Origin of the sequence: Streptomyces cynarae, assembly GCF_025642135.1 — a bacterium.
GTDB classification, from domain to species: domain Bacteria; phylum Actinomycetota; class Actinomycetes; order Streptomycetales; family Streptomycetaceae; genus Streptomyces; species Streptomyces cynarae.
This window is the reverse complement of record NZ_CP106793.1, coordinates 1483682-1506730: the sequence shown is the minus strand read 5'-3', so window position 1 is coordinate 1506730 and position 23049 is coordinate 1483682. Positions and strand designations below refer to the sequence as shown.

The 23049-nt window shown below is 73.4% G+C and carries 19 protein-coding genes and 1 pseudogene; 10 read left to right on the top strand and 10 right to left on the bottom strand.

Annotation, left to right across the window (positions count from 1 at the left end; all coding sequences use genetic code 11):
* Positions 1 to 12 precede the first annotated feature (12 nt).
* Together N8I84_RS07105 and N8I84_RS07100 are read right to left on the bottom strand one after the other, a co-directional pair.
* Entirely contained in the window at positions 13 to 195 is a 183-nt protein-coding gene (locus N8I84_RS07105; protein WP_103844673.1) for a hypothetical protein, read from the bottom strand.
* Positions 196 to 551: 356 nt separating this feature from the next.
* Positions 552 to 959 carry a CoA-binding protein gene (locus N8I84_RS07100; RefSeq protein ID WP_263228756.1) on the bottom strand — a complete coding sequence of 136 codons (408 nt, stop codon included), beginning with the start codon at positions 957 to 959 and terminating at the stop codon, positions 552 to 554.
* A 180-nt stretch (positions 960 to 1139) separates the two neighbouring features.
* On the opposite strand from N8I84_RS07100, the gene N8I84_RS07095 reads away from it, so the two are divergent.
* Both N8I84_RS07095 and N8I84_RS07090 read left to right on the top strand, forming a co-directional pair.
* Positions 1140 to 1823: a hypothetical protein gene (locus N8I84_RS07095; RefSeq protein ID WP_263228755.1), complete on the top strand. Its 684-nt coding sequence runs from the start codon at positions 1140 to 1142 to the stop codon at positions 1821 to 1823.
* Positions 1820 to 2365, top strand: coding sequence for a SixA phosphatase family protein (locus N8I84_RS07090; RefSeq protein WP_263228754.1), 546 nt, complete (start codon positions 1820 to 1822; stop codon positions 2363 to 2365). The genes N8I84_RS07095 and N8I84_RS07090 overlap by 4 nt, the downstream gene beginning before the upstream one ends.
* 7 nt (positions 2366 to 2372) lie before the next feature.
* Here the strand turns inward: N8I84_RS07090 and N8I84_RS07085 are convergent, their stop codons facing one another.
* Positions 2373 to 4364: an APC family permease gene (locus tag N8I84_RS07085; protein ID WP_263228753.1), complete on the bottom strand. Its 1992-nt coding sequence runs from the start codon at positions 4362 to 4364 to the stop codon at positions 2373 to 2375.
* A 307-nt stretch (positions 4365 to 4671) separates the two neighbouring features.
* On the opposite strand from N8I84_RS07085, the gene N8I84_RS07080 reads away from it, so the two are divergent.
* From N8I84_RS07080 to N8I84_RS07070, 3 genes and pseudogenes are all read left to right on the top strand, one after another.
* Positions 4672 to 5298: a YigZ family protein gene (locus N8I84_RS07080; protein ID WP_263228752.1), complete on the top strand. Its 627-nt coding sequence runs from the start codon at positions 4672 to 4674 to the stop codon at positions 5296 to 5298.
* A gap of 107 nt (positions 5299 to 5405) precedes the next feature.
* Entirely contained in the window at positions 5406 to 6569 is a 1164-nt protein-coding gene (locus N8I84_RS07075; RefSeq protein ID WP_263228751.1) for an exonuclease SbcCD subunit D, read from the top strand.
* Positions 6570 to 6600: 31 nt separating this feature from the next.
* A pseudogene (locus N8I84_RS07070) lies at positions 6601 to 9593 on the top strand (AAA family ATPase).
* 7 nt (positions 9594 to 9600) lie between these two features.
* Here N8I84_RS07070 and N8I84_RS07065 read toward each other — a convergent pair.
* Positions 9601 to 10047 (bottom strand): Lrp/AsnC family transcriptional regulator, encoded by a 447-nt coding sequence (locus N8I84_RS07065; RefSeq protein ID WP_263228750.1) that lies wholly within the window; start codon positions 10045 to 10047, stop codon positions 9601 to 9603.
* A gap of 136 nt (positions 10048 to 10183) precedes the next feature.
* Between N8I84_RS07065 and N8I84_RS07060 the strand changes: the two genes are divergently transcribed.
* Positions 10184 to 10654, top strand: a complete 471-nt coding sequence (locus N8I84_RS07060) for a rhodanese-like domain-containing protein (protein ID WP_390899023.1) — start codon at positions 10184 to 10186, stop codon at positions 10652 to 10654.
* A gap of 74 nt (positions 10655 to 10728) precedes the next feature.
* Positions 10729 to 11574, top strand: coding sequence for an SDR family oxidoreductase (locus tag N8I84_RS07055; RefSeq protein WP_263228748.1), 846 nt, complete (start codon positions 10729 to 10731; stop codon positions 11572 to 11574).
* A 38-nt stretch (positions 11575 to 11612) separates the two neighbouring features.
* Here N8I84_RS07055 and N8I84_RS07050 read toward each other — a convergent pair whose 3' ends face one another.
* Both N8I84_RS07050 and N8I84_RS07045 read right to left on the bottom strand, forming a co-directional pair.
* A complete protein-coding gene (locus N8I84_RS07050) occupies positions 11613 to 13307 on the bottom strand; it encodes a DUF885 domain-containing protein (RefSeq protein ID WP_263228747.1) in 1695 nt (564 codons plus the stop codon).
* Positions 13308 to 13393: 86 nt separating this feature from the next.
* Positions 13394 to 13879, bottom strand: coding sequence for an Lrp/AsnC family transcriptional regulator (locus N8I84_RS07045; protein ID WP_263228746.1), 486 nt, complete (start codon positions 13877 to 13879; stop codon positions 13394 to 13396).
* 60 nt (positions 13880 to 13939) lie between these two features.
* Between N8I84_RS07045 and N8I84_RS07040 the strand changes: the two genes are divergently transcribed.
* Positions 13940 to 15157 (top strand): trans-sulfuration enzyme family protein, encoded by a 1218-nt coding sequence (locus tag N8I84_RS07040; RefSeq protein WP_263228745.1) that lies wholly within the window; start codon positions 13940 to 13942, stop codon positions 15155 to 15157.
* A gap of 78 nt (positions 15158 to 15235) precedes the next feature.
* On the opposite strand, the gene N8I84_RS07035 is transcribed toward N8I84_RS07040, so the two are convergent.
* The 3 genes from N8I84_RS07035 to N8I84_RS07025 form a co-directional block, all read right to left on the bottom strand.
* Positions 15236 to 16648 (bottom strand): GNAT family N-acetyltransferase, encoded by a 1413-nt coding sequence (locus N8I84_RS07035; RefSeq protein WP_263228744.1) that lies wholly within the window; start codon positions 16646 to 16648, stop codon positions 15236 to 15238.
* 201 nt (positions 16649 to 16849) lie between these two features.
* Positions 16850 to 18436, bottom strand: coding sequence for an alkaline phosphatase D family protein (locus N8I84_RS07030; RefSeq protein WP_263228743.1), 1587 nt, complete (start codon positions 18434 to 18436; stop codon positions 16850 to 16852).
* A gap of 294 nt (positions 18437 to 18730) precedes the next feature.
* Complete coding sequence (locus N8I84_RS07025) at positions 18731 to 19561, bottom strand: alpha/beta fold hydrolase (protein WP_200422126.1); 831 nt, start codon at positions 19559 to 19561, stop codon at positions 18731 to 18733.
* 177 nt (positions 19562 to 19738) lie between these two features.
* Here N8I84_RS07025 and N8I84_RS07020 point away from each other — a divergent pair, with 177 nt between their 5' ends.
* Together N8I84_RS07020 and N8I84_RS07015 are read left to right on the top strand one after the other, a co-directional pair.
* Positions 19739 to 20638 (top strand): RNA polymerase sigma-70 factor, encoded by a 900-nt coding sequence (locus N8I84_RS07020; protein ID WP_263228742.1) that lies wholly within the window; start codon positions 19739 to 19741, stop codon positions 20636 to 20638.
* Between the two features lie 238 nt (positions 20639 to 20876).
* Positions 20877 to 21632 carry a GntR family transcriptional regulator gene (locus N8I84_RS07015; protein ID WP_263228741.1) on the top strand — a complete coding sequence of 252 codons (756 nt, stop codon included), beginning with the start codon at positions 20877 to 20879 and terminating at the stop codon, positions 21630 to 21632.
* 108 nt (positions 21633 to 21740) lie between these two features.
* On the opposite strand, the gene N8I84_RS07010 is transcribed toward N8I84_RS07015, so the two are convergent.
* Positions 21741 to 22895: an ROK family transcriptional regulator gene (locus N8I84_RS07010; protein ID WP_263228740.1), complete on the bottom strand. Its 1155-nt coding sequence runs from the start codon at positions 22893 to 22895 to the stop codon at positions 21741 to 21743.
* Between the last annotated feature and the right edge of the window lie 154 nt (positions 22896 to 23049).

The window sequence follows — 23049 nt, the reverse complement described above, 5'->3', positions numbered from 1 at the left end:
GGGAGGGGCAGCTCACCGCTTCTTCCAGAACGCCATCAGATCCGCGAGCGCCCTGATGATCTCGGGGCGCTGCGACGCCTCCGCCTGCCGCAGACTGATGGCGAGCGACAGAAGGATCATGGCGACGAAGAGGCCGACGGCGTAGACAAAGAGCTGAGGGGCGGCCACGGCCACCTGCTCCAGTACGGACCACATAGCGCCTCCCGGACATTTCCAGCCGCTGCGTCCGAGAGACTCCGGCAGGGCGCGAAGCCCCTCGACGAAGGCAGGTCGATCGATCTCCGTGGTGCTTTGTGTCGGGTCTGCGGCGCCGGCTGCTGCAGCCGTGCGTCGGTCCCGGTCGAAGGTGAGGGGCCCGTACGTCGAGCAGCTCGGCACCCTGAGCGGTTCGGTCTCGTCGACGTCGGCGGAGGCGGGGCGGAACTCCTCGCCGCCGCCCGACCAGTTACTTCGTAGTATCAAGGTATCCGAGAGCGCGGCCCGAACCCGGGTGCCGCGCGCGCCGGGTCACTCTCCCGGCCCCCTCGGCCCGTCGGCCGGTCGTCGCAACGTCAGCGCAGGGAAGGGATCTCGATGGCCGGGCAGCGGTCCATGACCATCTCAAGGCCGGCCGCGCGGGTGCGCTCGTACGCCTGCTCGTCGATGACGCCCAGCTGGAACCAGACGGCCTTGGCGCCGATCGCGACCGCTTCGTCGGCGACCGGACCCGCCAGGTCGGAGTTGACGAAGACGTCGACGACGTCGACCGGGAATGGGATCGCGTCCAGCGAGGGGTAGCCCTGCTCGCCGTGGACCGTCTCGGCCTTGGGATGGACCGGCACGATACGCTTGCCGAAGCGCTGAAGGACGGCGGCGACCCCGTAGGCCGGCCGGCGCTGGTTGGTGGACAGCCCCACGACCGCCCACGTGTCGCCCAGCTCGGTGAGGATCTTGCGGATCGTTGCTGAGTCGCCGTACACGCCCGGTTCCCTTCGACGTCCTGCGGCCCGGTAGTCCCGCGCCGCCTGCTGAGGGCGGCAACAGCCGGTGGCAGGCGCTGATTCCCGGACCCCGGGCGTGCGCACGGCCGGGCCGCCCCCGCCTTCCGGAACCGGGTCCGCTCGGCTGCGCCGGGGGCCTGGCCCGCCTACGCTCGCCTCGTGCTCCGAATCATCGACGCCCGCAGCGGCGAGCCCACCGACGTCCGTCCGGGCCTGGTCCGGGTCCATGCGCACCCGGCCGGGGCCGACAGCTCCGCGCTGCGGGTGCTGCTGGTGGCCGACGTGCTGGCCAGGGCCCTCGAGCTCGGCGGAACACCCGTCGTCACGGTGGGCGCACCGCCCGCCGCACTCGGGGCGCGCGCCGACGACCTCGGCATCCGTCCCGCGGAGCCGGACGCACCGGGCATCGGACAGGTACTGCACGTGGTCGGAGTGCGGGGCGCCGCGCCCGACGGGGTACGTGTCGAGGTGGCCCCCGCGACCGGCCCCGCCGACACCGCCGCCCCGCCGTCGGCGCTACGCCTCGCCCTGCTCGCCCACCCCCGCCGGCAGCCCGCCGACCTCGACACGGCCGCCCTCACCGAGGCGCGGGACACCCTGGTCCGCTGGCGCAAGGCCGTCGCCGCCTGGGCGACCCGCCCCTCCAAGCCGGTCCCCGAACAGGTGCGGCAGGAGCTGCGCACCGCGTGGGAGGACGATCTCGACGTCCCGGCCGTCCTGGACGTCCTGCGGTGCGTGGAGAGCGCCGACGACGTGCCGGACGGGGCGCGCTTCGAGACGTACGCCTACGCCGACCGGCTGCTCGGGCTCGACCTCACCCGCGAGATCGGTACCCGGACATGAGCACCCCGGCCGGGCAGGGTCCGCTGCGCAGGCTCGTCGTGCTGCGGCACGCCAAGTCCGCCTGGCCCGAGGGCGTCCCCGACCACGAACGGCCGCTCGCGGCGCGCGGCCTCCGGGACGCCCCGGCCGCCGGGCGCGCGCTCGCCGAGGCCGACTGGCTGCCCGACCTCGCCCTGTGCTCGACCGCGGTCCGCGCCCGCCAGACCTGGGAGCTGGCCTCGGCCCAGTGGGGCACACCACCGCCCGTACGACTCCAGCGGCGGCTGTACGCCGCCGACGTCCCCGATCTGCTGGACGCCGTGCGCGAAGTGCCCGCCGTCGTGCGGACGTTGCTGCTGATCGGGCACAACCCGGGGCTCGCCGAACTGGTGCTGGAACTCGCCGGGGACGGCCTGGACGACACGCTCGACCGGGTCCGCACCAAGTTCCCCACCGCGGCCATCGCCGTCCTCGCCTGGCACGGCCCGGCCTGGGAGGCGCTGACCCTCGGCGCGGCGCTCCTCACGGACGTGGTCGTGGCGCGCGGGAGGAAGCCGAAGTAGGGCCCGCTCAGCCGACGTGGATCCGGGGGCGCCTCTCCGGGTCCGGCTCCGCACGGCGCAGCACCTCCCGTGTGACCGGGGCGACCTCGCCGTCCCCGAACACCAGGAAGCGCAGCAGGTGGCTGAGTGGGGCGCCCTCGGTCCAGTTGAAGTAGGCGTGCGGTACCCGGCCGGTGCGGTCGCGCAGCTCCATCAGGACCGCCGCGATGGTGTTGGGCACGGTCGCGCCGCGGACGCGCAGCCTGCGGACCCCGTGCTTCTCGTCGCCGTGGACGGTCAGATCGGCGGTGAAGTCCGAGGAGTCGGTGACGAAGACCTCCAGGAAGAGCACCGGCCGCCCGTCCGGGATGTGCGTCTGCTCCCGCTGGCTGGACTCCTTGGCGCGGTACTCCCCGGTGGTGTGCTCCTGCGGCTCGTTGGCGATGAGCAGCAGCGGCCCGCTCGCCGCGGCCTCGTCGATCAGCCGGGCCGCGGCCTCGTCGAAGGTGACCGTCGCCGCCCGCAGTTCGAAGGCGCGGTGCACACGCGAGGCGAAGGAGGTGACGAGGATCGCCACGATGAAGATCAGCGCGATCTTGATGCCGTCCGGCCGCTCGATCACGTTGGTGACCAGGGTGTACGCGAGGACGGCGGTGATCGTGCCGAAGCCGAGTGCGGCGGCCCGGTGGCCGCGCCGGTGCACGGCGACCGTCGAGGCGAACGCCGCGGAGAGCATCAGCACGAGCACGCCCGTCGCATACGCGCCGCTCTGGGCGTCGACGTCCGCGTGGAACCACAGCGTGATGAGGACCGCGGCCGCCATGAAGACCAGCACGAGGGGCCTGACGGCGCGGGTCCACTCGGGGGCCATGCCGTAGCGCGGCAGATAGCGCGGCACCAGGTTGAGCAGGCCGGCCATCGCGGAGGCGCCCGCGAACCACAGGATCGCGATCGTCGAGATGTCGTAGACCGTGCCGAAGGCCCCGCCCAGGTGCTCGTGCGCGAGATACGCGAGCGCGCGCCCGTTGGCCGGGCCGCCGCTCTTGAAGGCGTCCTGCGGGATCAGGATCGTCGTCGCCAGGCTGGACAGCAGCAGCAGACAGCTCATGATCACGGCGGCCGTGGTGAGCAGTTTGCGCGTGTCGCGCACCCGGCCGGCCGGATCCGCGTAGGTGTCCATCGGGTCGCCCTTGACCTGCGGCATCACCGCCACGCCCGTCTCGAAGCCGGACATGCCGAGCGCCAGCTTCGGGAAGACGAGCAGCGCCACCGCGATCATCGCGAGCGGCGAGGAGTGCTCGGCGGTCATCGCGTGCGTCCAGTCGCCGATCCGCACCGGGTGGCTGAGCACCACCCAGGCCGAGACGGCGATCACGACGACGTTGAGCGCGAGGTAAGTGGCCACCAGGGCGACCGCGATGCCGACGGCCTCCTTGAAGCCCTTGAGGAACACGGCGCCGAGCGCGGCGACCAGGAGCAGGGTGATCCAGGTGTTGCCGCCGTCCATCCAGTGCGGAGCGAAGGGGTTCTCCACGACGTGGGCGGCGGCGTCCGCGGCCGAGAGAGTGATCGTGATCAGGAAGTCGGTGGCCGCGAAGCCCAGGAGCACCAGGACGAAGACCTTCCCCGCCCACCACGGCAGCAGCCGCTCCAGCATGGCGATCGAGCCCTCGCCGTGCGGGCTCTCGTGGGCCACCCGGCGGTACACCGGGAGCGCGCCGAACAGGGTCAGCGCGATCAGCACGAGCGTGGCGAGCGGCGACAGGAGCCCGGCGGCGAGCGCGGCGATCCCGGGCTGGTAGCCGAGGGTGGAGAAGTAGTCCACGCCGGTCAGGCACATCACCCGCCACCAGGCGTGGCCCTCGTGCCCGTCGTCCCGGGTGGCGTGCGGGCCCGGGTGGCGGGCCGCGCGCTCGCTCAGGCCCTCCAGGAGCCAGGCCCGGCAGCGGGCCGTGGCGGTGGAGGGCCGCGAATGTCCGGGCTCGGCGGCGTCCGGGCTCTCCACCTGGGTGCCGGTCATGCGGTGTTCTCCCTGTGATCGTCGGGCGGTCGGACAACGACGAGCGAGTATCCACTACGGGGTGGTGTGCCCGGGTGCCCGGGGGCGAACGCCTGGGCCACGCCCAGGCGGGTGACCGGGAGGCGGCCACACGCGGGGCCTACGATGCTGAGCGCCACGCGCGCGCAGCTTTCGACGGCCGTGACGAGCCACGCGCGTGGGGGCTTTCCCATGTCCGTGACCACCAGCGCCACGCGCGCGTGGCGTGGGCGGCAGCGGGTACCGGCCCGCCTGCGGAACGCGGGCGGGTGCCGCATACGCTGGCGTGATGCAGGACGAGTACCGCACAGTCGCCCGCGCGGGCGTGCACGAGACCGAGGTCAACCGCTCCCGTTTCCTGTGCGCGCTCGCCCCGGCCGCCACCGAGGAGGAGGCGCAGGACTTCATCGCGGGCGTCCGCAAGGAGCACGCCGACGCCACCCACAACTGCTACGCGTACGTCATCGGCGCCGACGCCGCCGTCCAGAAGGCGAGCGACGACGGTGAACCGGGCGGCACCGCGGGCGTCCCCATGCTCCAGATGCTGCTGCGTCGCGACATGCGGTACGTCGTCGCCGTCGTCACCCGCTACTACGGCGGCGTGAAGCTGGGCGCGGGCGGGCTCATCAGGGCGTACGGGGGAGCGGTCGGCGAGGCGCTGGACGCGCTCGGCACCCTCACCCGCCGCCGCTTCCGGCTCGCCACGGTGACGGTCGACCACCAGCGCGCGGGCAAGGTGCAGAACGACCTGCGCGCGACCGGCCGCGACGTGCGGGACGTGCGCTACGGCGAGAACGTCACCATCGAGGTCGGGCTGCCGGAGGCCGACGTCGAGGCGTTCCGCGCGTGGCTCGCCGATGTGACGGCGGGCACGGCCCGCTTGGAGCTGGGCGGAGAGGCGTACGGGGACGCATGACGGACGCACCGGACGTCTGACGGTCCGTCGGGCCGCTCCCGTTCCGGGCGGCCCGGTACGGGAGCAACCGCCCGTGATGTCAGACCCGGCCGTTAGTCTCGGGGATCATGAGGCTGCTGCACACTTCCGACTGGCATCTGGGCCGGGCGTTCCACCGGGTGAACATGCTCGACGCCCAGGCCGCGTTCATCGCCAACCTCGTCACCACCGTGCGCGAGCGCGGTGTGGACGCGGTCGTGGTGTCGGGAGACGTGTACGACCGGGCGGTGCCGCCGCTCGCCGCGGTCGAGCTGTTCGACGACGCCCTGCACCGCCTCGCCGACCTCGGCGTGCCCACGGTGATGATCTCCGGGAACCACGACTCGGCGCGCCGCCTGGGCGTCGGCGCCGGCCTCATCGGCCGCGCGGGCATCCATCTGCGGACCGAGCCCGCGGCCTGCGGAACCCCGGTCGTGCTGGGCGACGCGCACGGGGACGTGGCCTTCTACGGCCTGCCGTATCTCGAACCGGCCCTGGTCAAGGACGAGTTCGCGGTCGAGAAGGCGGGCCACGAGGCGGTGCTCGCGGCCGCCATGGACCGGGTCCGCGCCGACCTGGACACGCGCGCCCCGGGCACCCGCTCCGTCGTCCTCGCCCACGCCTTCGTCACCGGGGGCGAACCCAGCGACAGCGAGCGGGACATCACGGTAGGCGGGGTCGCCGCGGTGCCGGCCGGCGTCTTCGACGGCGTGGACTACGTGGCGCTGGGCCATCTGCACGGCAGCCAGACCATCACCGAGCGCGTGCGCTACTCGGGCTCCCCGCTGCCGTACTCCTTCTCGGAGGCCGGCCACCGCAAGAGCATGTGGCTCGTCGACCTCGGCGCCGACGGCTCGGTCGCGGCGGAGCGCGTCGACTGCCCGGTGCCGCGGCCCCTCGCCCGGCTCCGCGGCCATCTGGAGCACCTGCTCGCCGACCCGGAGCTGGCGCGGCACGAGGAGGCGTGGGTGGAGGCCACGCTCACCGACCCGGTGCGGCCCGCCGAGCCCATGGCCCGGCTGACCGAGCGCTTCCCGCACACCCTCAGCCTCGTCTTCGACCCCGAGCGTGCCCCCGAGGACTCCGGCGTGTCGTACGCGCGCAGGCTGGCGGGCCGCTCCGACCAGCAGATCGCGGAGGACTTCGTGGCGCATGTGCGCGGGGCGGGACCCGACGAGCGCGAACGGGCCGTGCTGCGGGAGGCGTTCGACGCGGTGCGCGCAGACCAGGCGGTCCGGGAGGGCGCCCGGTGACCTCGTACACGCGTGGAACGGAGGGGGACCAGTGAGGCTGCACCGACTCGACATCACCGCCTTCGGCCCGTTCGGCGGCACCCAGAAGGTCGACTTCGACGCCCTGTCGGCGGCCGGACTCTTCCTGCTGCACGGGCCGACCGGCGCCGGCAAGACATCCGTCCTGGACGCCGTGTGCTACGCGCTCTACGGAGCCGTGCCCGGCGCCCGGCAGAGCGGCCAGGGCCTGACCCTGCGCAGCGACCACGCGGCGCCGGGGACACGCACCGAGATCCGGCTCGAACTCACCGTCGCCGGACGGCGGCTGGAGATCACCCGGCAGCCGCCCTGGGAGCGCCCGAAGAAACGCGGCAGCGGCACGACGACCGACAAGGCCCAGACCTGGCTGCGCGAGTACGACAGCGCCGCCCGCACCTGGAAGGACCTCAGCCGCTCCCATCAGGAGATCGGCGAGGAGATCACCCAGCTGCTCGGCATGAGCCGCGAGCAGTTCTGCCAGGTCGTGCTGCTGCCCCAGGGCGACTTCGCCCGCTTCCTGCGCGCCGACGCCGAGGCCCGCGGCAAGCTGCTCGGCCGCCTCTTCGACACCCACCGCTTCGCCGAGGCCGAGAAGCGCCTCGCGGAGCGGCGCCGGACCACGGAGGCCGAAGTACGGGACGGCGACGCCGCGTTGCTCGCCGACGCCCACCGCATGCAGCAGGCGGCCGGTGACCCCGTGCCCCTGCCGGACCTCGCCCCCGGCGATCCGGGGCTCGCCGATGCCGTCCTGAGCTGGGCCGCAGTCGCCCGCAGCACGGCCCGAGAGCGCCTCGTCATCGCACAGTGCGCGCGTACGGCCGCCGAGTCGGCGCGAGCCGCCGCCGAGCGCGCCCTGGACGACGTACGCGAACGGGCCCGGCTCCAGCGCAGGTTCGCCGAGGCCCGGGAGCGGGCGGCCCTCCTGGAGCAGCGGGCCGACGCCCACCGGGAGGCTCGGGAGCGCATGGAACGCTCGCGCAAGGCCGAGGCCGTGGCGCCCGCCCTGGACCTGCGCGACTCCGCAGAGACCGAGCACCTGCGCGCCGCCGACGCCGAGGCACGTGCGCGCGCCCGGCTCCCGGAGACCGACACGGACGCCGGGGCCGCAGGCCTCGCGGCCGCCGCGCGCCGGGCGGCTCAGGAGCTGGGCGGTCTGGAATCGGCCCGCCGCGCCGAGCGGCGACTGGGTGAACTCGCCGCCGAACGGACGGAGATGGACCGCCAGGAGCGTGCCGACGAAGAGGTCCTGCACGATGCCGAGAGTTGGCTCGCCGAGTGGGAGCAGACCCGAGCCGCCCTGCAGGAACGGATCGACTCCGCCCAGGAGGCCGCCACCCGCGCCGAGCAGCTCGCGGTGCAACGCGAACCGGCCCGGAACCGGCTGCGGGCGGCCCGTGAGCGCGACCGGCTCGCCCAGGACACCGAAGCGGCCCGGGCCCGCGCCCTCACCTCCCGGGAGCGCGCACTCGCGGCCCACGAACACTGGCTCGACCTCAAGGAACAGCGGTTGAAGGGCATCGCCGCGGAACTGGCCGCCGGGCTCGTCGACGGCGAACCCTGCGCCGTCTGCGGCGCCACCGACCACCCCGCGCCCGCCCGGAAGGTGGCCGGACACGTCGACCGGGAAGCGGAGGAGCGGGCGCTCGCCGACTACCGGTACGCCGAGGAGCAGCACGCCGAGGAAGAACGGCGACTCGCCGCCGTACGGGAGGCGCTGGCCGCCGCGACCGCCGAGGCGGGAGACACGCCGACCGGCGACGTCGCCGCGCAGGCGGACGAACTGGAGCGGCTCTACAGCGCCGCGCGGGCGGGCGCCTCGCAGCTGCACCCCGCACAGGAGGAGCTGCGGCGGGCCGAGCAGGAGCGCGAGCGGCGCAGCGCGGCCCGGCAGGAGGCCGCCCTGCGCGTGGCGGCCCGCGTCTCCCGCCGGGACACCCTGGAACGTGAACGGGCGGCTCTCGAAGAGGAGTTGGGCCGTGCCCGGGGCGACGCCGTGACCGTGGCCGCGCGCGCCGCGCAGCTGGAGCGCCGGGCCGCCCTCCTCACCGAGGCCGCCGACGCCGCCCGCGCCGCCGAGGACAGCGCGCAGCGCCTCAAGGAGGCCGACGCACGCCTGGCCGACGCGGCCTTCCGCGCCGGCTTCGACACCCCGCAGGCCGCGGCCGCCGCCCTCCTCGACAACACCGCCCATCGTGAGCTGCAACGACGCCTGGACGCCTGGCAGCAGGAGGAGGCCGCCGTCCGCGCGATGCTCGCCGAGGCCGACACCGTCGCGGCGGCCCAGCAGCCGCCGCCGACCTCCCCGGCGCCGAACAGGCCGCCGAGGCCGCGGCCCGCCGGTTGCAGGCAGCGGTCTCCGCCCAGGACGAGGCGGCCCGCCGCTGCGCCGAACTCGACCGGCTGTCCATGCGCGCGACCGCGTCCGTGCGACGCCTCGCGCCGCTGCGCGACGAGTACGACCGGGTGGCCCGGCTGGCGTCCCTCGCCGCCGGCACCTCCGCCGAGAACGAACGCAGGATGCGCCTGGAGTCGTACGTGCTGGCCGCCCGCCTCGAACAGGTGGCGGCCGCCGCGACCGTACGGCTGCAGCGCATGTCCTCGGGCCGCTACACCCTCGTCCACTCCGACGACCGGTCCGGACGCGGCCGCAGCGGCCTCGGGCTGCATGTCGTCGACGCGTGGACCGGGCGGGAGCGCGACACCGCGACCCTGTCCGGCGGGGAGACGTTCTTCGCCTCCCTCGCCCTTGCCCTCGGCCTCGCGGACGTCGTCACCGACGAGGCGGGCGGGGTGCGCCTGGACACCCTCTTCATCGACGAGGGGTTCGGCAGCCTGGACGACCAGACCCTCGACGAGGTCCTCGACGTGCTCGACTCGCTGCGCGAGCGGGACCGCAGCGTGGGCATCGTCAGCCATGTCGCTGACCTGCGACGCCGTATCCACGCGCAGCTGGAGGTCGTGAAGGGGCGGACGGGTTCCGTCGTACGGCAGCGGGGAGCCGGCTGAGCGGCGGTCAACGGCCGAGAGAACGGCGGGGGAGGGGCGAGGAGTACACGACACTCGTCGTCACCGACCCCAGCGTGCCGATCTTGCCCGACACCTCCTCCAGGTGGCGCATGGAGCGTGCCGCGACCTTGATGACGAAGCAGTCGTCGCCGGTGACGTGGTGCGCCTCCAGGATCTCGGGGGTCGCGGCCACGAGGTCGTGGAACGGCTTGTAGTTGCCGTTCGGGTAGCGCAGCCGCACGAACGCCAGGATCGGCAGGCCCAGCCGCTCCGGGTCGACGACCGCCGCGTACCCCTGGATGACGCCGGCCTCCTCCAGCCGTCGCACCCGTTCGGTGACCGCGCTCGCGGACATGGACACGGCGCGCGCCAGCTCGGCGTAGGTGGCGCGGGCGTCGCGCTGGAGGACATCGAGGATGCGCCAGTCGGTGGCGTCCGGGGAATAGGCGGTCATTCCCGAGGGATAGCAGGGGAATCCCCGGCTGATCAAGATGTACGCCGTCGATCGTCCGTTCAGAGAGGTGATCGATCGCCGTAGGTTTCTGGTCAGGCAACTCCACCAGGGAAAGGTCGGCCCGTTGAGCATCAGCATGACCACCGAGAACCCCGTCCTGCGCGTCCCCCCGGCCGCGCCGGCCACCGCCGCCGCCCACTTCCGGGCGAGCCTCGCCTTCCACGCCGACGTGTCCGACGTCGCCGCCGCGCTCACGGCCGGCGGCGATCCCGGTTTCGTCCTCCTCGACTCGCGCTCCACCGCGGCCTGGGACCAGGGCCACATCCCCGGCGCGGTGCACCTGCCCACCGCGCTCATCCCGGAACATGCCGAGCAACTCCTCGACAGGGCGGTGCCGGTGGTCACCTACTGCTGGGGCCCGGGCTGCAACGGCGCGACGCGCGCGGCCCTCGCCCTCGCCGAACTGGGCTTCCGGGTCAAGGAGATGCTGGGCGGCTTCGAGTACTGGGTGCGCGAGGGCTTCGCGTACGAGACCTGGCAGGGCCCCGGGCAGCGAGCCGCCGACCCTCTGACGGCACCTGTCCAGGACGCGGACTGCGGCTGCTGAGCGACCGCCCACCGCACCCCGGGGCGTGGGAAAACCGGGTGCGGGCGGCGCCCGCCGTCCGCATCATGGCGACCGTGCCCCGACTCCCGCAGCCCACGCCCGAAGAGCTCCGACGCGATCCTCTGCCCCTGCGCGGCCGCACCGCCCTCGTCACCGGCGCGAGCCGGCGCGCCGGCATCGGGTACGCGGTGGCCCGGCGGTTGGCCGCGTACGGCGCCGCGGTCTATCTGCACCACCATGTGCCGCACGACGCGGACATGCCCTGGGGCGCCGACCGGGTCGAGGAGGTGGTCGCCGGAGTGCGCGCGGCCCTCGGCGACCCGGGCGCGCCCGTGGCGGACGGCCCCGCGGACCTGTCCGACCCGGCGGCTCCTGCCGAGCTCATCACGCGGGCCGCCGAGGCGCTGGGCGGACGCATCGACATCCTCGTCGCCAACCACGCGCTCAGCGGCAGCGACGGCACCCTCGAGGCCGTCGACGCCGCCATGCTGGACGCGCACTGGGCCGTGGACACCCGCTCGGTGCTCCTCCTGGTGCAGGCGTACGCCCGGCTGCGCGCCGGGCTGCCGTCGGGCACCCCGGGCGGGCGGGTGGTGATGATGACCTCGGGGCAGGACCTCGGGGACGGGATGCCGGGCGAGATCGCGTACGCACTCCAGAAGGGCGCCCTCGCCTCGGTCACGCGCTCGCTGTCCACGGCCCTCGCCGAGCACGCCGTCACCGTCAACACGGTCAACCCCGGCCCCGTCGACACCGATTACCTGACCGGTGACGCCTACGAGGCCGTCGCCGCGCGGTTCCCCGCCGGGCGCTGGGGCATGCCAGACGATCCGGCCCGGCTCGTCGCCTGGCTCGCCACGGACGAGGCGGCCTGGATCACCGGTCAGGTCATCGGCTCGGAGGGCGGCTTCCGCCGCTGACGGCCGGACCCGGCGGAGATCCGGCCGTCAGCGCGCGATCAGAGGCGGGACAGTTCGTCCACCAGATCGTCCAGGCCCAGCGAGCCCTGCGAGAGCGCCGCCATGTGCCACGCCTTCGCGTCGAACGCGTCGCCGTGCCGCTCCCGGGCCTTCTCGCGGCCCAGCAGCCAGGCCCGCTCGCCCAGCTTGTATCCGATCGCCTGGCCCGGCATCGACAGGTAGCGGATCAGCTCGCTCTCCACGAAGTCCGCCGGACGGCTGCTGTGGGAGCCGAAGAACTCGTGCGCCAGCTCCGGCGTCCAGCGCTCGCCCGGGTGGAACGGCGAGTCCGCCGGGATCTGAAGTCCCAGGTGCATGCCGATGTCGACGATGACCCGCAGCGCCCGCATCATCTGGGCGTCCAGGTAGCCGAGGCGCCGCTCCGGGTCGGTGAGGAAGCCCAGTTCGTCCATCAGGCGCTCGGCGTACAGCGCCCAGCCCTCCGCGTTGGCGCTGACGATGCCCACCGTCGCCTGGTAGCGGGAGAGGTCGTCGGCCACGTGCGCCCACTGTGCGAGCTGGAGGTGGTGGCCGGGGACGCCCTCGTGGTACCAGGTCGAGACGAGGTCGTAGACCGGGAAGCGGTTCTGCCCCATCGTCGGCAGCCAGGTGCGGCCCGGGCGGGAGAAGTCCGCGGAGGGAGCCGTGTAGTAGGGTGCCGCGGCGCTGCCGGGCGGCGCGATGCACGACTCGACCTTCCGCACCCGCTCGGCGAGTTCGAAGTGCGTTCCGTCCAATGCGTCGATCGCCTCGTCCATCAGCCCCTGCAACCAGGCCCGGACCTCTTCGACGCCCTCGATGTGGGTGCCGTGCTCGTCCAGGTGAGCGAGCGCCACCCACGGGGTCGCGGCGCCGGGCAGGACCTTCTCGGCCTCCTTCTTCATCTCGCCGAGGATGCGGTGGTACTCCGACCAGCCGTACGCGTACGCCTCGTCGAGGTCCAGGTCCGTCCCGTTGAAGTAGCGGGCGAAACGGGCGTAACGCTCACGGCCGACCGTGTCCGGCGCGCCCTCGATCGTCGGCGCGTACACGTCGCGCATCCAGTCCCTCAGCTCCGTGACGGCAGCGGTCGCCGCGCGGGCGGCCTCGTCCAGCTCCGCACGCAGCGCGTCGGGGCCCTGGGAGGCGAAGCCCTCGAACCAGCCGCGGCCCTGGCCGTCCGTGTCCGACCAGTCGGTGAGCTGCTCGACGAAGGTCGCGGTCGGGCGCGGACCGGCGTGGAGCTTGCGCTCCAGGCCGAGGACCAGGGACTCGCGGTAGCCCCGCAGGGCGGCCGGCACGGCGCGCAGCCGCTCGGCGACCGCCGACCAGTCCTCCTCCGTCGCCACGGGGGTGATGGTGAAGACGTTGCGCACGGAGTGCACCGGGGACGAGAGGTTGCTCACCGCCCTCAGGCCCTCGTCGGCCTCGTGCACGGCGAGTTCGGCAGTGAGCCGCTCGCGCAGCAGACGCGCGCACCGGCGCTCGATGTCACTGTCCGCGCCCGGCCGGCGCTCCGCCTCGTCGAGCCGGGCGAGGGTCTCCCGCGCCAGCTCGGCGAGCGCCTGCTGGCCCGCGGGCGAGGTGTCGGGCAGCTTGCTCGAACTCTCCTTCACCCCGAGATACGTGCCGGTGACCGGGTCGAGGGCGACGAGGTCGTCGACGTAGGCGTCGGCGACCTCCCGGGGCAGAGGGCTTGTGGTCGTGTCAGACATGCGGACAATCCTCATACGGCCACGTGGTGCGCGTCACGCGGATTCAGCGCTCGGCTTACCCTCTGCCCAGCGGGTTTCGGCATGGTTCACGCGGTGGCTTGTCCCGGGGGGAGCAGCGGGCCGCAGTCCCACTGCTGGAAGATCAACCGGGTCTCCACCCGAGCCACTTCCCGCCGTGCCGTGAACTCGTCGAGCACCAGTCGCTGAAGATCCGCCATGTCCGCGACCGCGACATGCACGAGGTAGTCGTCCGGGCCGGTGAGGTGGAAGACGGTACGGGACTCGGGCAGCGCCCGGATGCGCTCCACGAACGGACCGACCAGCTCCCGCCGGTGCGGTCTGACCTGCACCGACAGCAGCGCTTCCAGGCCGCGCCCCAGCTTCGCGGGGTCCAGCCGCAGTTGATGGCCGAGGATCACGCCCGAGCGGCGCAGCCGGGCCACCCGGTCCAGGCAGGTCGAGGGCGCGACCCCGACCTGAGCGGCGAGATCGCGGTAGGTGGCCCGGGCGTCGTTCTGCAAAAGCCGCAGCAGATGCAGGTCCACCGGGTCCAGTACGACGGATTCGGCCATGCGTCGAACGTAACACGGGTTTTGCCGCCGTGAGCCCGGCCGGTGTTCAGTCTGCCGTCCATGGATTCCCGTACTCATGACACGCGGAACGGATTCCCCGCGGGCGGTCCGTCCGGGCACCGGGCGCTCGCCACCGAGGCCGTGCACGCCGGGCGCGAGGACCTCGTCGCCCTGGGGCTGCACGCGCCGCCCCTGGACCTGTCCACCACCTACCCCTCCCCGGACAGCAGGGGCGAGGCCGCGCGCCTCGACGCCTTCGCGGCCGACGGCGCCGAACTGGTTGGCCCGCCCGTCTACGGACGGCTCGGCAACCCGACCGTCGCCCGCTTCGAGACCGCGCTCGCCCGGCTGGAGGGCACCGAGAGCGCGGTCGCGTTCGCCAGCGGCATGGCCGCCCTGAGTGCCGTGCTGCTCGCCCGGGGCGCGCTGGGGCTGCGGCATGTCGTCGCCGTCCGACCGTTGTACGGCTGCAGTGACCACCTCCTGACCGCCGGCCTGCTGGGCTCCGAGGTGACCTGGACCGACCCGGCGGGTATCGAGGAGGCGCTGCGCCCGGACACCGGCCTGGTCATGGTCGAGTCCCCGGCCAACCCGACGCTCGCGGAGGTCGACCTGCGGGCGGTCGCGCACGCGTGCGGCTCGATTCCGCTGCTGGTGGACAACACCTTCGCCACGCCCGTGCTGCAGCGGCCCGTCGAGCAGGGGGCGCGCCTTGTGCTGCACAGTGCCACCAAGTACCTCGGCGGGCACGGCGACGTGATGGGCGGGGTGGTGGCCTGCGACGAGGAACTGGCACGCAGGCTGCGGCAGGTGCGCTTCGCGACGGGTGGGGTGCTGCATCCGCTCGCCGGCTATCTGCTGCTCCGCGGCCTCGCGACGCTGCCGGTAAGGGTGCGGGCGGCGTCCGCCACCGCCGCCGAACTGGCCCGCCGCCTCGCGGCCGACCCGCGGATCGCGCGCGTCCACTACCCCCGCATCGGGGGCGCGATGGTCGCCTTCGAGGTGCACGGGGATCCCCACGCGGTGATCGCCGGGGTGCGTCTGATCACGCCCGCGGTGAGCCTCGGCAGTGTCGACACCCTCATCCAGCATCCGGCGTCCATCAGCCACCGCATCGTCGACGCCGAGGACCGCCGGGGCGCCGGGGTCAGTGACCGGTTGCTGCGGCTGTCGGTGGGCCTCGAGGACGTCGAGGACCTGTGGGCCGACCTGGAGCGGTCCCTGGGAGCGGAACAGGTCGGAGGCGATCGGCGCCGGGAGGAGATGGCCGGCCGCTAGCGGGCCCGGTCCCGGCATGCGGAACGGCCCGGCGGAGTGCGCCGGGCCGTTCCCCGTCCGACGTGCGTGGGCGCGTCGTCAGTCGCGCGGGCCCCTCGAGCCGGGCCGCTCGAACGCCTCGCCGTACGGCAGACGGGACGCGACCGGGGTCGCGTCCAGGCGGGCCGTGATGACGAGGGTGCCTTCCTCGATCTGGTAGTCGAGGGGCAGGCCGAGGCCGCGCATCGCGGCGACCATGCCCGTGTTGGACGCCTGCGTGACCGCGTAGACGTTCTCGCAGCCCGCCTCGACCGCCATCGACACCAGACGGCCGAGGAGTTCGCTGCCGATGCCGCGCCGCTGCCACTCGTCCTCGACGAGCAGCGCGACCTCCGTCTCGTCGCCGTCCCACAGCAGATGGCCGAGGCCGACGATGCGGCCCGATCCGGTCTGCACGGCCAGGGTGCGTCCGAAGCGCGGGCTGAGCAGGTGGCCCAGGTAGCGGTCCGCGTCATGGACCGGCCCGTGGTAGCGCATGCCCAGCGTGCGCGCCGAGCAGCGGGCGTGCATCTCCTTCGCCGCCTTCAGGTCGGAGGTGTCGGCTCGCCGCACGGTGATCGCGTTGCCTTCCGGCAGCGTCAGCACGTCCTGGCTGCGCGGGATGCGCGGACCGAGCCGCGTGTCCAGATCCACCAGCGCGCGTGCCCGCGCGAACTCCGTGGGTGTGAACGGCAGATACGGCCGCTCCACCGTGATCACCCCGCCTTCCGGCGCCCGCAGCCGCATCACCGTGTCCTCCAGGGTGCCCTCGACGGGAGCCTCCTCCTGGGCCCGGCCGGAGCCGGGGGAGACGGCGGGCAGGGAGCGGATGGTGCACCGGCCGAGCAACTGCCGCAGGGCGAGGGGGAGTTCGGCCGCGTCCAGGGCGGTGCGCGCGGCGAGTCCGAGTACCCGGGTCGGGACGTCCACCAGGTCGTGTGCGTCGGCCCGCTCGATCCAGGTCCCGTCGCCGCCGGCCTGCGACACGGCCCGGGTGACCTCGCCGGCCTCCACGCCGGCGGGCGCCCGCAGCAGGAACTCGTCGACCGTGCCGTGCGCCAGCGGGTGTGTCTGGAGGCTGAGGATGTCGATGCGCAGCCTCGCCAGCGCCGTGCACAGCGCGGCCAGCGAGCCCGGCTCGTCCTTCACCGTCGTCCGCATCCGCCACAGTGTGCTCGCCCCGTCGGTCCCGGACGGCCCGGCCTGCTCCGCCTCGGGGAGCGGCCGGGCGCCGGTATCGACCGAGGGCGGCGCATGGCCGTGGCGGCGTGACCACCATGCGTGGAACCCGGCCGTCGCCACCAGCGCCACCGCCGAGATCACGAGGAGGGCGGGGCCGTCGGGCCCGTGCCCGACCAGGTTGGCCGTCACGTCCGCCACCGCGACCGCCGTGAACAGGGCGGCGAGTTCCACCAGGTCGCGTCGCCAGTGGTGCACCGGGCGGCCGTTCTTGGCGCGCCTCACATCAGACATGTCTGGAGTCATGCAAGTACTGTGCAGGAAGGGTGTTGCGTGATCGCGAACGCTTTGTGACTGATCGGTTAAGTGTAGATCCGTCCCTTTTGTTGCCTGTTGTACGAGAGGGCGCAGGCGGCGGCGTCCGCGGTGCCGCGCACCGGGGGATGACACCGGTGCGCGGCGCGGTGATCGAGGGTAGCCGAAGCGGCGGGCCCGTTACTGGCCCACGCGACCCGGCTGCAGCACCTGGGTGAACAGAACCGTGCCGTCCTGCTCGCGCAGACGGACCGTCAACTCACCGCTGTCGCCGTCGATGTCGACCTCACCGAAGAACTGGTAACCGCCGGCGGGGGAGACGTTCGAGGCGGTCGGCGCCTTCACGAACACCCGCTCGGGGCCGAACGTGCCGTCGAGCGCGCTCGCCGGGAACGCGCCGGCGTTGAGCGGGCCCGAGACGAACTCCCAGAACGGCTCGAAATCGGTGAAGGCCGCCCGCGAGGGGTGGTAGTGCTGCGCCGAGGTGTGGTGCACGTCGGCCGTCAGCCACAGCGTGCCCGTGATCCTCCGGTGCTTGATGAACCGCAGCAGCTCCGCGATCTGCAGCTCCCGCCCGAGCGGGGCGCCCGGGTCGCCCTGCGCCACGGCCTCGAAGTTGGGCTTGTTCTCCATGGGGTCCGGGACGACCAGGCCGAGCGGCATGTCGGCGGCGATCACCTTCCACACCGCGCGGGACGCCGCCAACTCCCGCTTGAGCCATTTCAGTTGCTCGGCACCGAGGATGCCCTGCGGGTCGACCGTCTGGTTGTCGGGGGAGTTGGCATCGCGGTAGGTGCGCATGTCCAGCACGAACACGTCCAGCAGGGGGCCGTGCCGCATGACCCGGTAGACCCGGCCGTGCTCGTCGCCCGGCTGCAGCGTCGAGATCGGGAAGTACTCGCTGAACGCGCGCCGGGCCCGGGCGGCGAGCACGTCGATGCTCTTCTCGGTGTAGCGGGTGTCGGAGGAGGCGATCACCTCGCCCGGGTACCAGTTGTTGCGCACCTCGTGGTCGTCCCACTGGATGATCGAGGGCACTTGAGCGTTGAACCGCTTCAGGTTCTCGTCGAGCAGGTTGTAGCGGAAGTTGCCGCGGTACTCGGCCAGGGTCTCGGCGACCTTGGACTTCTCCTCGGTGGTGATGTTCCGCCAGGTGCTGCCGTCGGGCAGGGCCTGGGTGGCCGAGATGGGACCGTCGGCGTAGATGTTGTCACCGCTGCACAGGAAGAAGTCCGGGTCCAGCTTCGCCATCGCGTCGTAGATCCGGTAACCGCCGAGGTCCGGGTTGATGCCCCAGCCCTGCCCGGCCAGGTCGCCCGACCACAGGAACCGCACCCCGCGGCGCCGCTGGAGAGGCGTCGTACGGAAGGTGCCGGTCACCGGCTCGCCGGTGCGGCGCGGGTCGTCCGGGTCGGCCAGCAGCACACGGTAGTGGATCTGCTCGCCGGCGGGCAGCCCGTGCAGCCGCGTGGTGCCGGTGAAGTCGGTGTCCGGGCCCAGCAGCGGCCCGTGCCATCTGCGCGGGTCGCGGAACGACTCCGTCGCGGCGGTCTCGACGATCATCCGGGCCGGGCGGTCCGAGCGCACCCAGACCAGACCGGAGTGGGCGGTCACGTCGCCGGCCTGGACGCCCCATCCCGCCTTCGGGCGTCCCGACAGGGAGAACGCCGGCGCCGCGCCGAGCGCGGTGGGCAGGGTCAGGGCCGCCGAAGCGGCCAGGGAGCCGCGCAGTACGCTGCGGCGGCCGGGGAAGGGACGGTGTGACATGGGATGCGCCTCCAGGGACGTATTCCGGCCAATGGGCACCGCAACACCTACTGGTGCGCAGCGGCGCGCACGGAAACCGCAAGTGAACAACGGACCCCGGCCGCACGGTGAAGGACACGCGTCACGCGCGCGTGGCGTCCCCCATCCCCCGTACGCCCGCCCGGACATGTACGGGGGAGAAGTGCGCGCAACCAGCACCGGTCGAACGCCGCCGCGGGCGACCGTCCCGTACGCGGACAACGGACGCACGGCCGAACCGGCTTCGGCCGCCCGCGCCGGAACCGCCCGGCCGGGTCAGCGGCTGCCGTCCAGGATGACCCGGGCGACCAGCGCGGGGTCGTCGTTCATCGGGACGTGCCCGCAGCCGGGCAGCCGCACCAGCCGGGCCCCGGGGATGATGCGCTTGGCGCGAACGCCCTGACGGTACAGCAGCAGCCGGTCCCTGGTGCCCCATGCGACGGTGACCGGCAGCCCGGGCACGTCCTCGGTGAACTGGACGGACGTGCCCGCCCGGAGGGTCTCGGCGAACCCCTCGGCGCGGGCCAGCGCCAGGGTCTCGGCGACGACGGCCTCGGGTGAACGGCGCCCGGGACGGGCGTAGATGGTGCTCGTCAGGACCGTCCGTCCGGCCGCCGTGCGCGACAGCCGCTCCACCACCGGCAGCGGCGTGTTCCGCGCGGCCTGCCGCATCGCGGAAAGGACCGTGAACGCGTACCGGCGCTCGACGGGGGTCCAGAAGCCGGCGGGTGCGAGGGCGGTGACGGACCGTACGAGCTTCTCGCGGCCCAGCTCCAGGGCCAGGAGTCCGCCGAGGGAGTTGCCCGCCACGTGCGGACGCTCGATCCCCAGCGCCTCGCACAGCGAGCCGAGCGCCGGCACCACGGTCGACAGGTCGTAGGCCAGTCCCTCCGGCAGGGCCGGGGAAGCGCCGAAGCCCGGGAGGTCGACAGCGATCACGTCCCGTTCGGTCGCCAGGATGTCCACGACCGGGTCCCAGGCCTGCCGGTGGTGGCCGATGCCGTGCAGCAGCAGGAGCGGTTCGCCGGCACCCACGCGCGCGTAGGAGACGGTCACGGTCCGCGGGCCGTGCGGGGAGGGAACGCTGAAGGAGACCGTGGCCGGCATGGTGCTGCTCCTCGTCTGGGGGCACGGACGATGTGGTAGACAGCTTGTCAGCAATTGCTACCAGCGGGTAGCCCCTTGGTCGAGGCCGTTCGGCCGCAGGCGGTCCGCCGGCCATTGTGCTGCGTCAACCGCCTTGTCTGCTGGACATGGTGGGAGCGTGTCGGATGGGATGGGACGGTGACGACCGACACCGCGACCGAGGTCTTCGAAGAGCACCGCCCCGTCCTGATGGGAGTGGCCTACCGCATGCTCGGCCGGGTGGCCGACGCCGAGGACGTCGTCCAGGAGGCCTGGTTGCGCTGGTCCCGCGCCGACCGCGACACGGTGCGCGAACCGCGTGCCTACCTCGTCCGCGTCACCACTCGGCTGGCCGTCGACCGGCTGCGCCAGGCGCAGGCCCGCAAGGAGGCCTACGTCGGGCCCTGGCTGCCCGAGCCCCATGTCACCGACTTCGGCGACACGGCGCCGGACGCGGCGGACCGGGCCGTGCTCGCCGATTCCGTCTCGCTCGCCGTCCTTGTCGTCCTGGAGTCCCTGTCGCCCCTGGAGCGCGCGGTGTTCGTGCTGAGGGAGGCCTTCGGATTCCCGTTCGGGGAGATCGCCGCCGCCCTCGACCGCAGTGAGGCCGCGGTGCGCCAACTCGCCGCACGCGCCCGCAAGCACGTCGACGAACGTCGGCCGCGTTACGACGTCGACCCCGCCGAACGCCGCGACCTGACCGAGCGTTTCCTCGCCGCCGCCGTAGAGGGCGACCTCAAGGGGCTGATGGAACTGCTCGCCCCGGACGCACGGCTGGTCGGCGACAGCGGCGGTCGCGCCAAGGCGCCGCTGCGCGTCCTTCAGACCGCGGACAAGGTCGGCCGGTTCCTCGTCGCCGTGGCCGGGCAGCGCCCGGCGGACATGTCGCTGCGCTTCCTGGAGCTCAACGGCGGTCCCGCCCTGCTCGTCCTGTCCGGTGGCAATCCCGACACCGTGTTCCAGGTGGACGTGGTGGACGGGCGCGTCCAGTGCGTCTACGTCATCCGCAACCCGGACAAGCTGGCCTCCCTGCCGGTCGAGCGGCTGCCGGAAGAGTGATCGGCGGCCTCCGTACGACGACGTCCGTGAACGGAGGCTTCATCGACATGTCATAGGCGTCGCCCACTGCGAACGCAGTGTGAACGCTCCGTGACACACCGCACGGATACCGCGCATCCGATCGAGGATTGGTCTTGACCAAGGGTGGGGGCCGCCCTATGGTCGCAGAGAAGTGCAACAACCTTTAAAAAACAAGGGCGCTTAAAGCCGCCGGGCCACGGCGATCGCGGAGGACAGGGTGGGGACCACGCAGCTGGAATCGGTGCCGGAGCCCAAGTACTGGCATCTCAAGACCGTGCTCACCGAAGCACTCGACTCCGAGTTCTCCGTGGGTGAGATCCTGCCCAACGAACGGGACCTCGCCGCCAGGTTCGGCGTCGCCCGCGCCACGCTCCGCCAAGCGCTGGAGCAGCTCGAGCTGGAGGGCCGCCTGCAGCGCCGCCGCGGGGTCGGCACCACCGTCGCCCCGCCGCGCGTCGGGGTGGCCGTGGGCGCCGAGGGGCACACTTGGCCGGGAGCGACCGGCGACGACTGGCAACCCACCGACTGCACGGACGTGGTCCCGCCCGCCGCCGTGGCCGACCTCCTGGAGACCGAGCAGGGCGAGCAGGTGCACACGGTACGCCGCTCCCGCGTGTCACAGGGCCGGCCCGTGGCCGCCGAGCTGCTCTACATCCCGCACTCCTCGGTGCCCGACCTCTCGGCGATCGACGCCCCCTCCGGTGCGGCACGCGCGCGTGCCGTGCTGCGCGAGCTGCAGCACCTGGAGCTGGAGGGCCGGGACCAGGCGGTCGAGCTGGGCTCGGTCAGCGCCGAGGACGCCAAGGAACTCGACCGGCTGCCCGGCGCGCCCGTCCTCGTCGTCACCACCCGCTTCCACTCCGGCGGACGCACCGCGGCCGTCTCCGTCGCGACCTACCGCGCCGACACCTGCCGCCTGACCTTCGGGGGCGACATCGAGATCCACCACGGCCCGGAGCGCCGCGCCTCCTGACCGCGCCGCCGCACCCGGCGGCGGCATAGAAGTCCGCACCCGTCGCGCCCCGGTCACCCGGGGCGCGACGCCGTTCGGACACCTACGGGTCGTGGGTCGTGGCCGGGTTCAGCGCCGCGCCGTGACCGTACCCTCCACGGCGAACAGCTGCTCCTCCACGTGGTCCAGCGCCAGCCGCAGCGCGCCCGTCGCCACCGCCGCCTCGCCCAGTCGCGACAGGGCCACCCTCGGGGGACGCAGGCAGTAGCGGGCCAGCTCGTGGCGCAGCGGGTCCAGGACGCCGTCCAGGCCCACCGCCCAGCCGCCGATCACGACCAGTTCGGGGTCGAGTGCCAGGACGAGGGCCGCCACGTCGTGCACCAGCCGCTGCAGGAAACGGTCCACGGCGGCGCGGGCCCGCTGGTCGCCCTCACGGGCCAGCGCGAACACATCGGCAACCTGCTGCTCGTCCAGTGGTTGCAGCGGCTCGTCCGTGGTCGACAACAAGGTCTCGGGCTTCGCCTCGCGGCCCAGCAGATGCAGCGCGCCGATCTCCCCGGCCGCCCCGCCGTAGCCGCGGTGCAGCCGTCCGCCGATCAACGCACCGGCGCCCGGGCTCAGCCCGGCCAGTACGAACACCACGTCGTCGGACTCGGTGGCGGCGCCCTTCCAATGCTCCGCGACGGCCGCCGCGTTGGCGTCGTTCTCGACGAGGACCGGGCACTTGAAGGAGCGGCTGAGCCGTTCGCCCAGCCTCAGACCGGTCCACTCGGGCAGGGCCGTGCCCAAGCGCACCGTGCCGTCCGCCTCCACGATCCCGGGGGTGGCCACACCCACCGCGCGCAGCGAACCACGGGACACGCCCGACCGGCGCAGCAGCTCGGCGACCGTGCTCCGCAGCCGCTCCAGCCGCTCGTCGGCCGACGCGGACTCGTCGACCTCTTTGGAGAGGCTGCCGAGCTCACGGCCGTCGAGATCGGCGAGGAGCGCGGTCACCTGGTGCGCGCCGACGTCCAGCCCCAGCAGATGGCCCGCCTCCGCCCGGAACCGGAACCTGCGCGCGGGCCGCCCCTGCCGCCGGGCCGCGCCCTCCTCGGCCGCCGCCTCCACCACGAGCCCCGCCTCGATCAGCCCCTCGACGACTCCCTCGACGGTCGGCCGGGACAGCCCGGTCACCCGGGTGATCTCGGTGAGCGTCGCGCAGTCCGTCGCGCGCAGCGCGTGCAGCACCACGGCGGAGTTGATCCGTCGCAGCAGAGAGGGGTCCCCGCCGGTCAGCCCCACCGTCGTCCTCCCAGGTCGTGCGCGTGTTGGCCGGATCGTACTCGGGACCGCGCCCACCCGCGAGGGCCGGGCGCCGGTCGTGCAGGTCCGTGGACGGGGCCCCACGGGTGCCGGCGGTGTGGGCGGCGGTGGTGCTGCTCGTGGGCGCATGGAG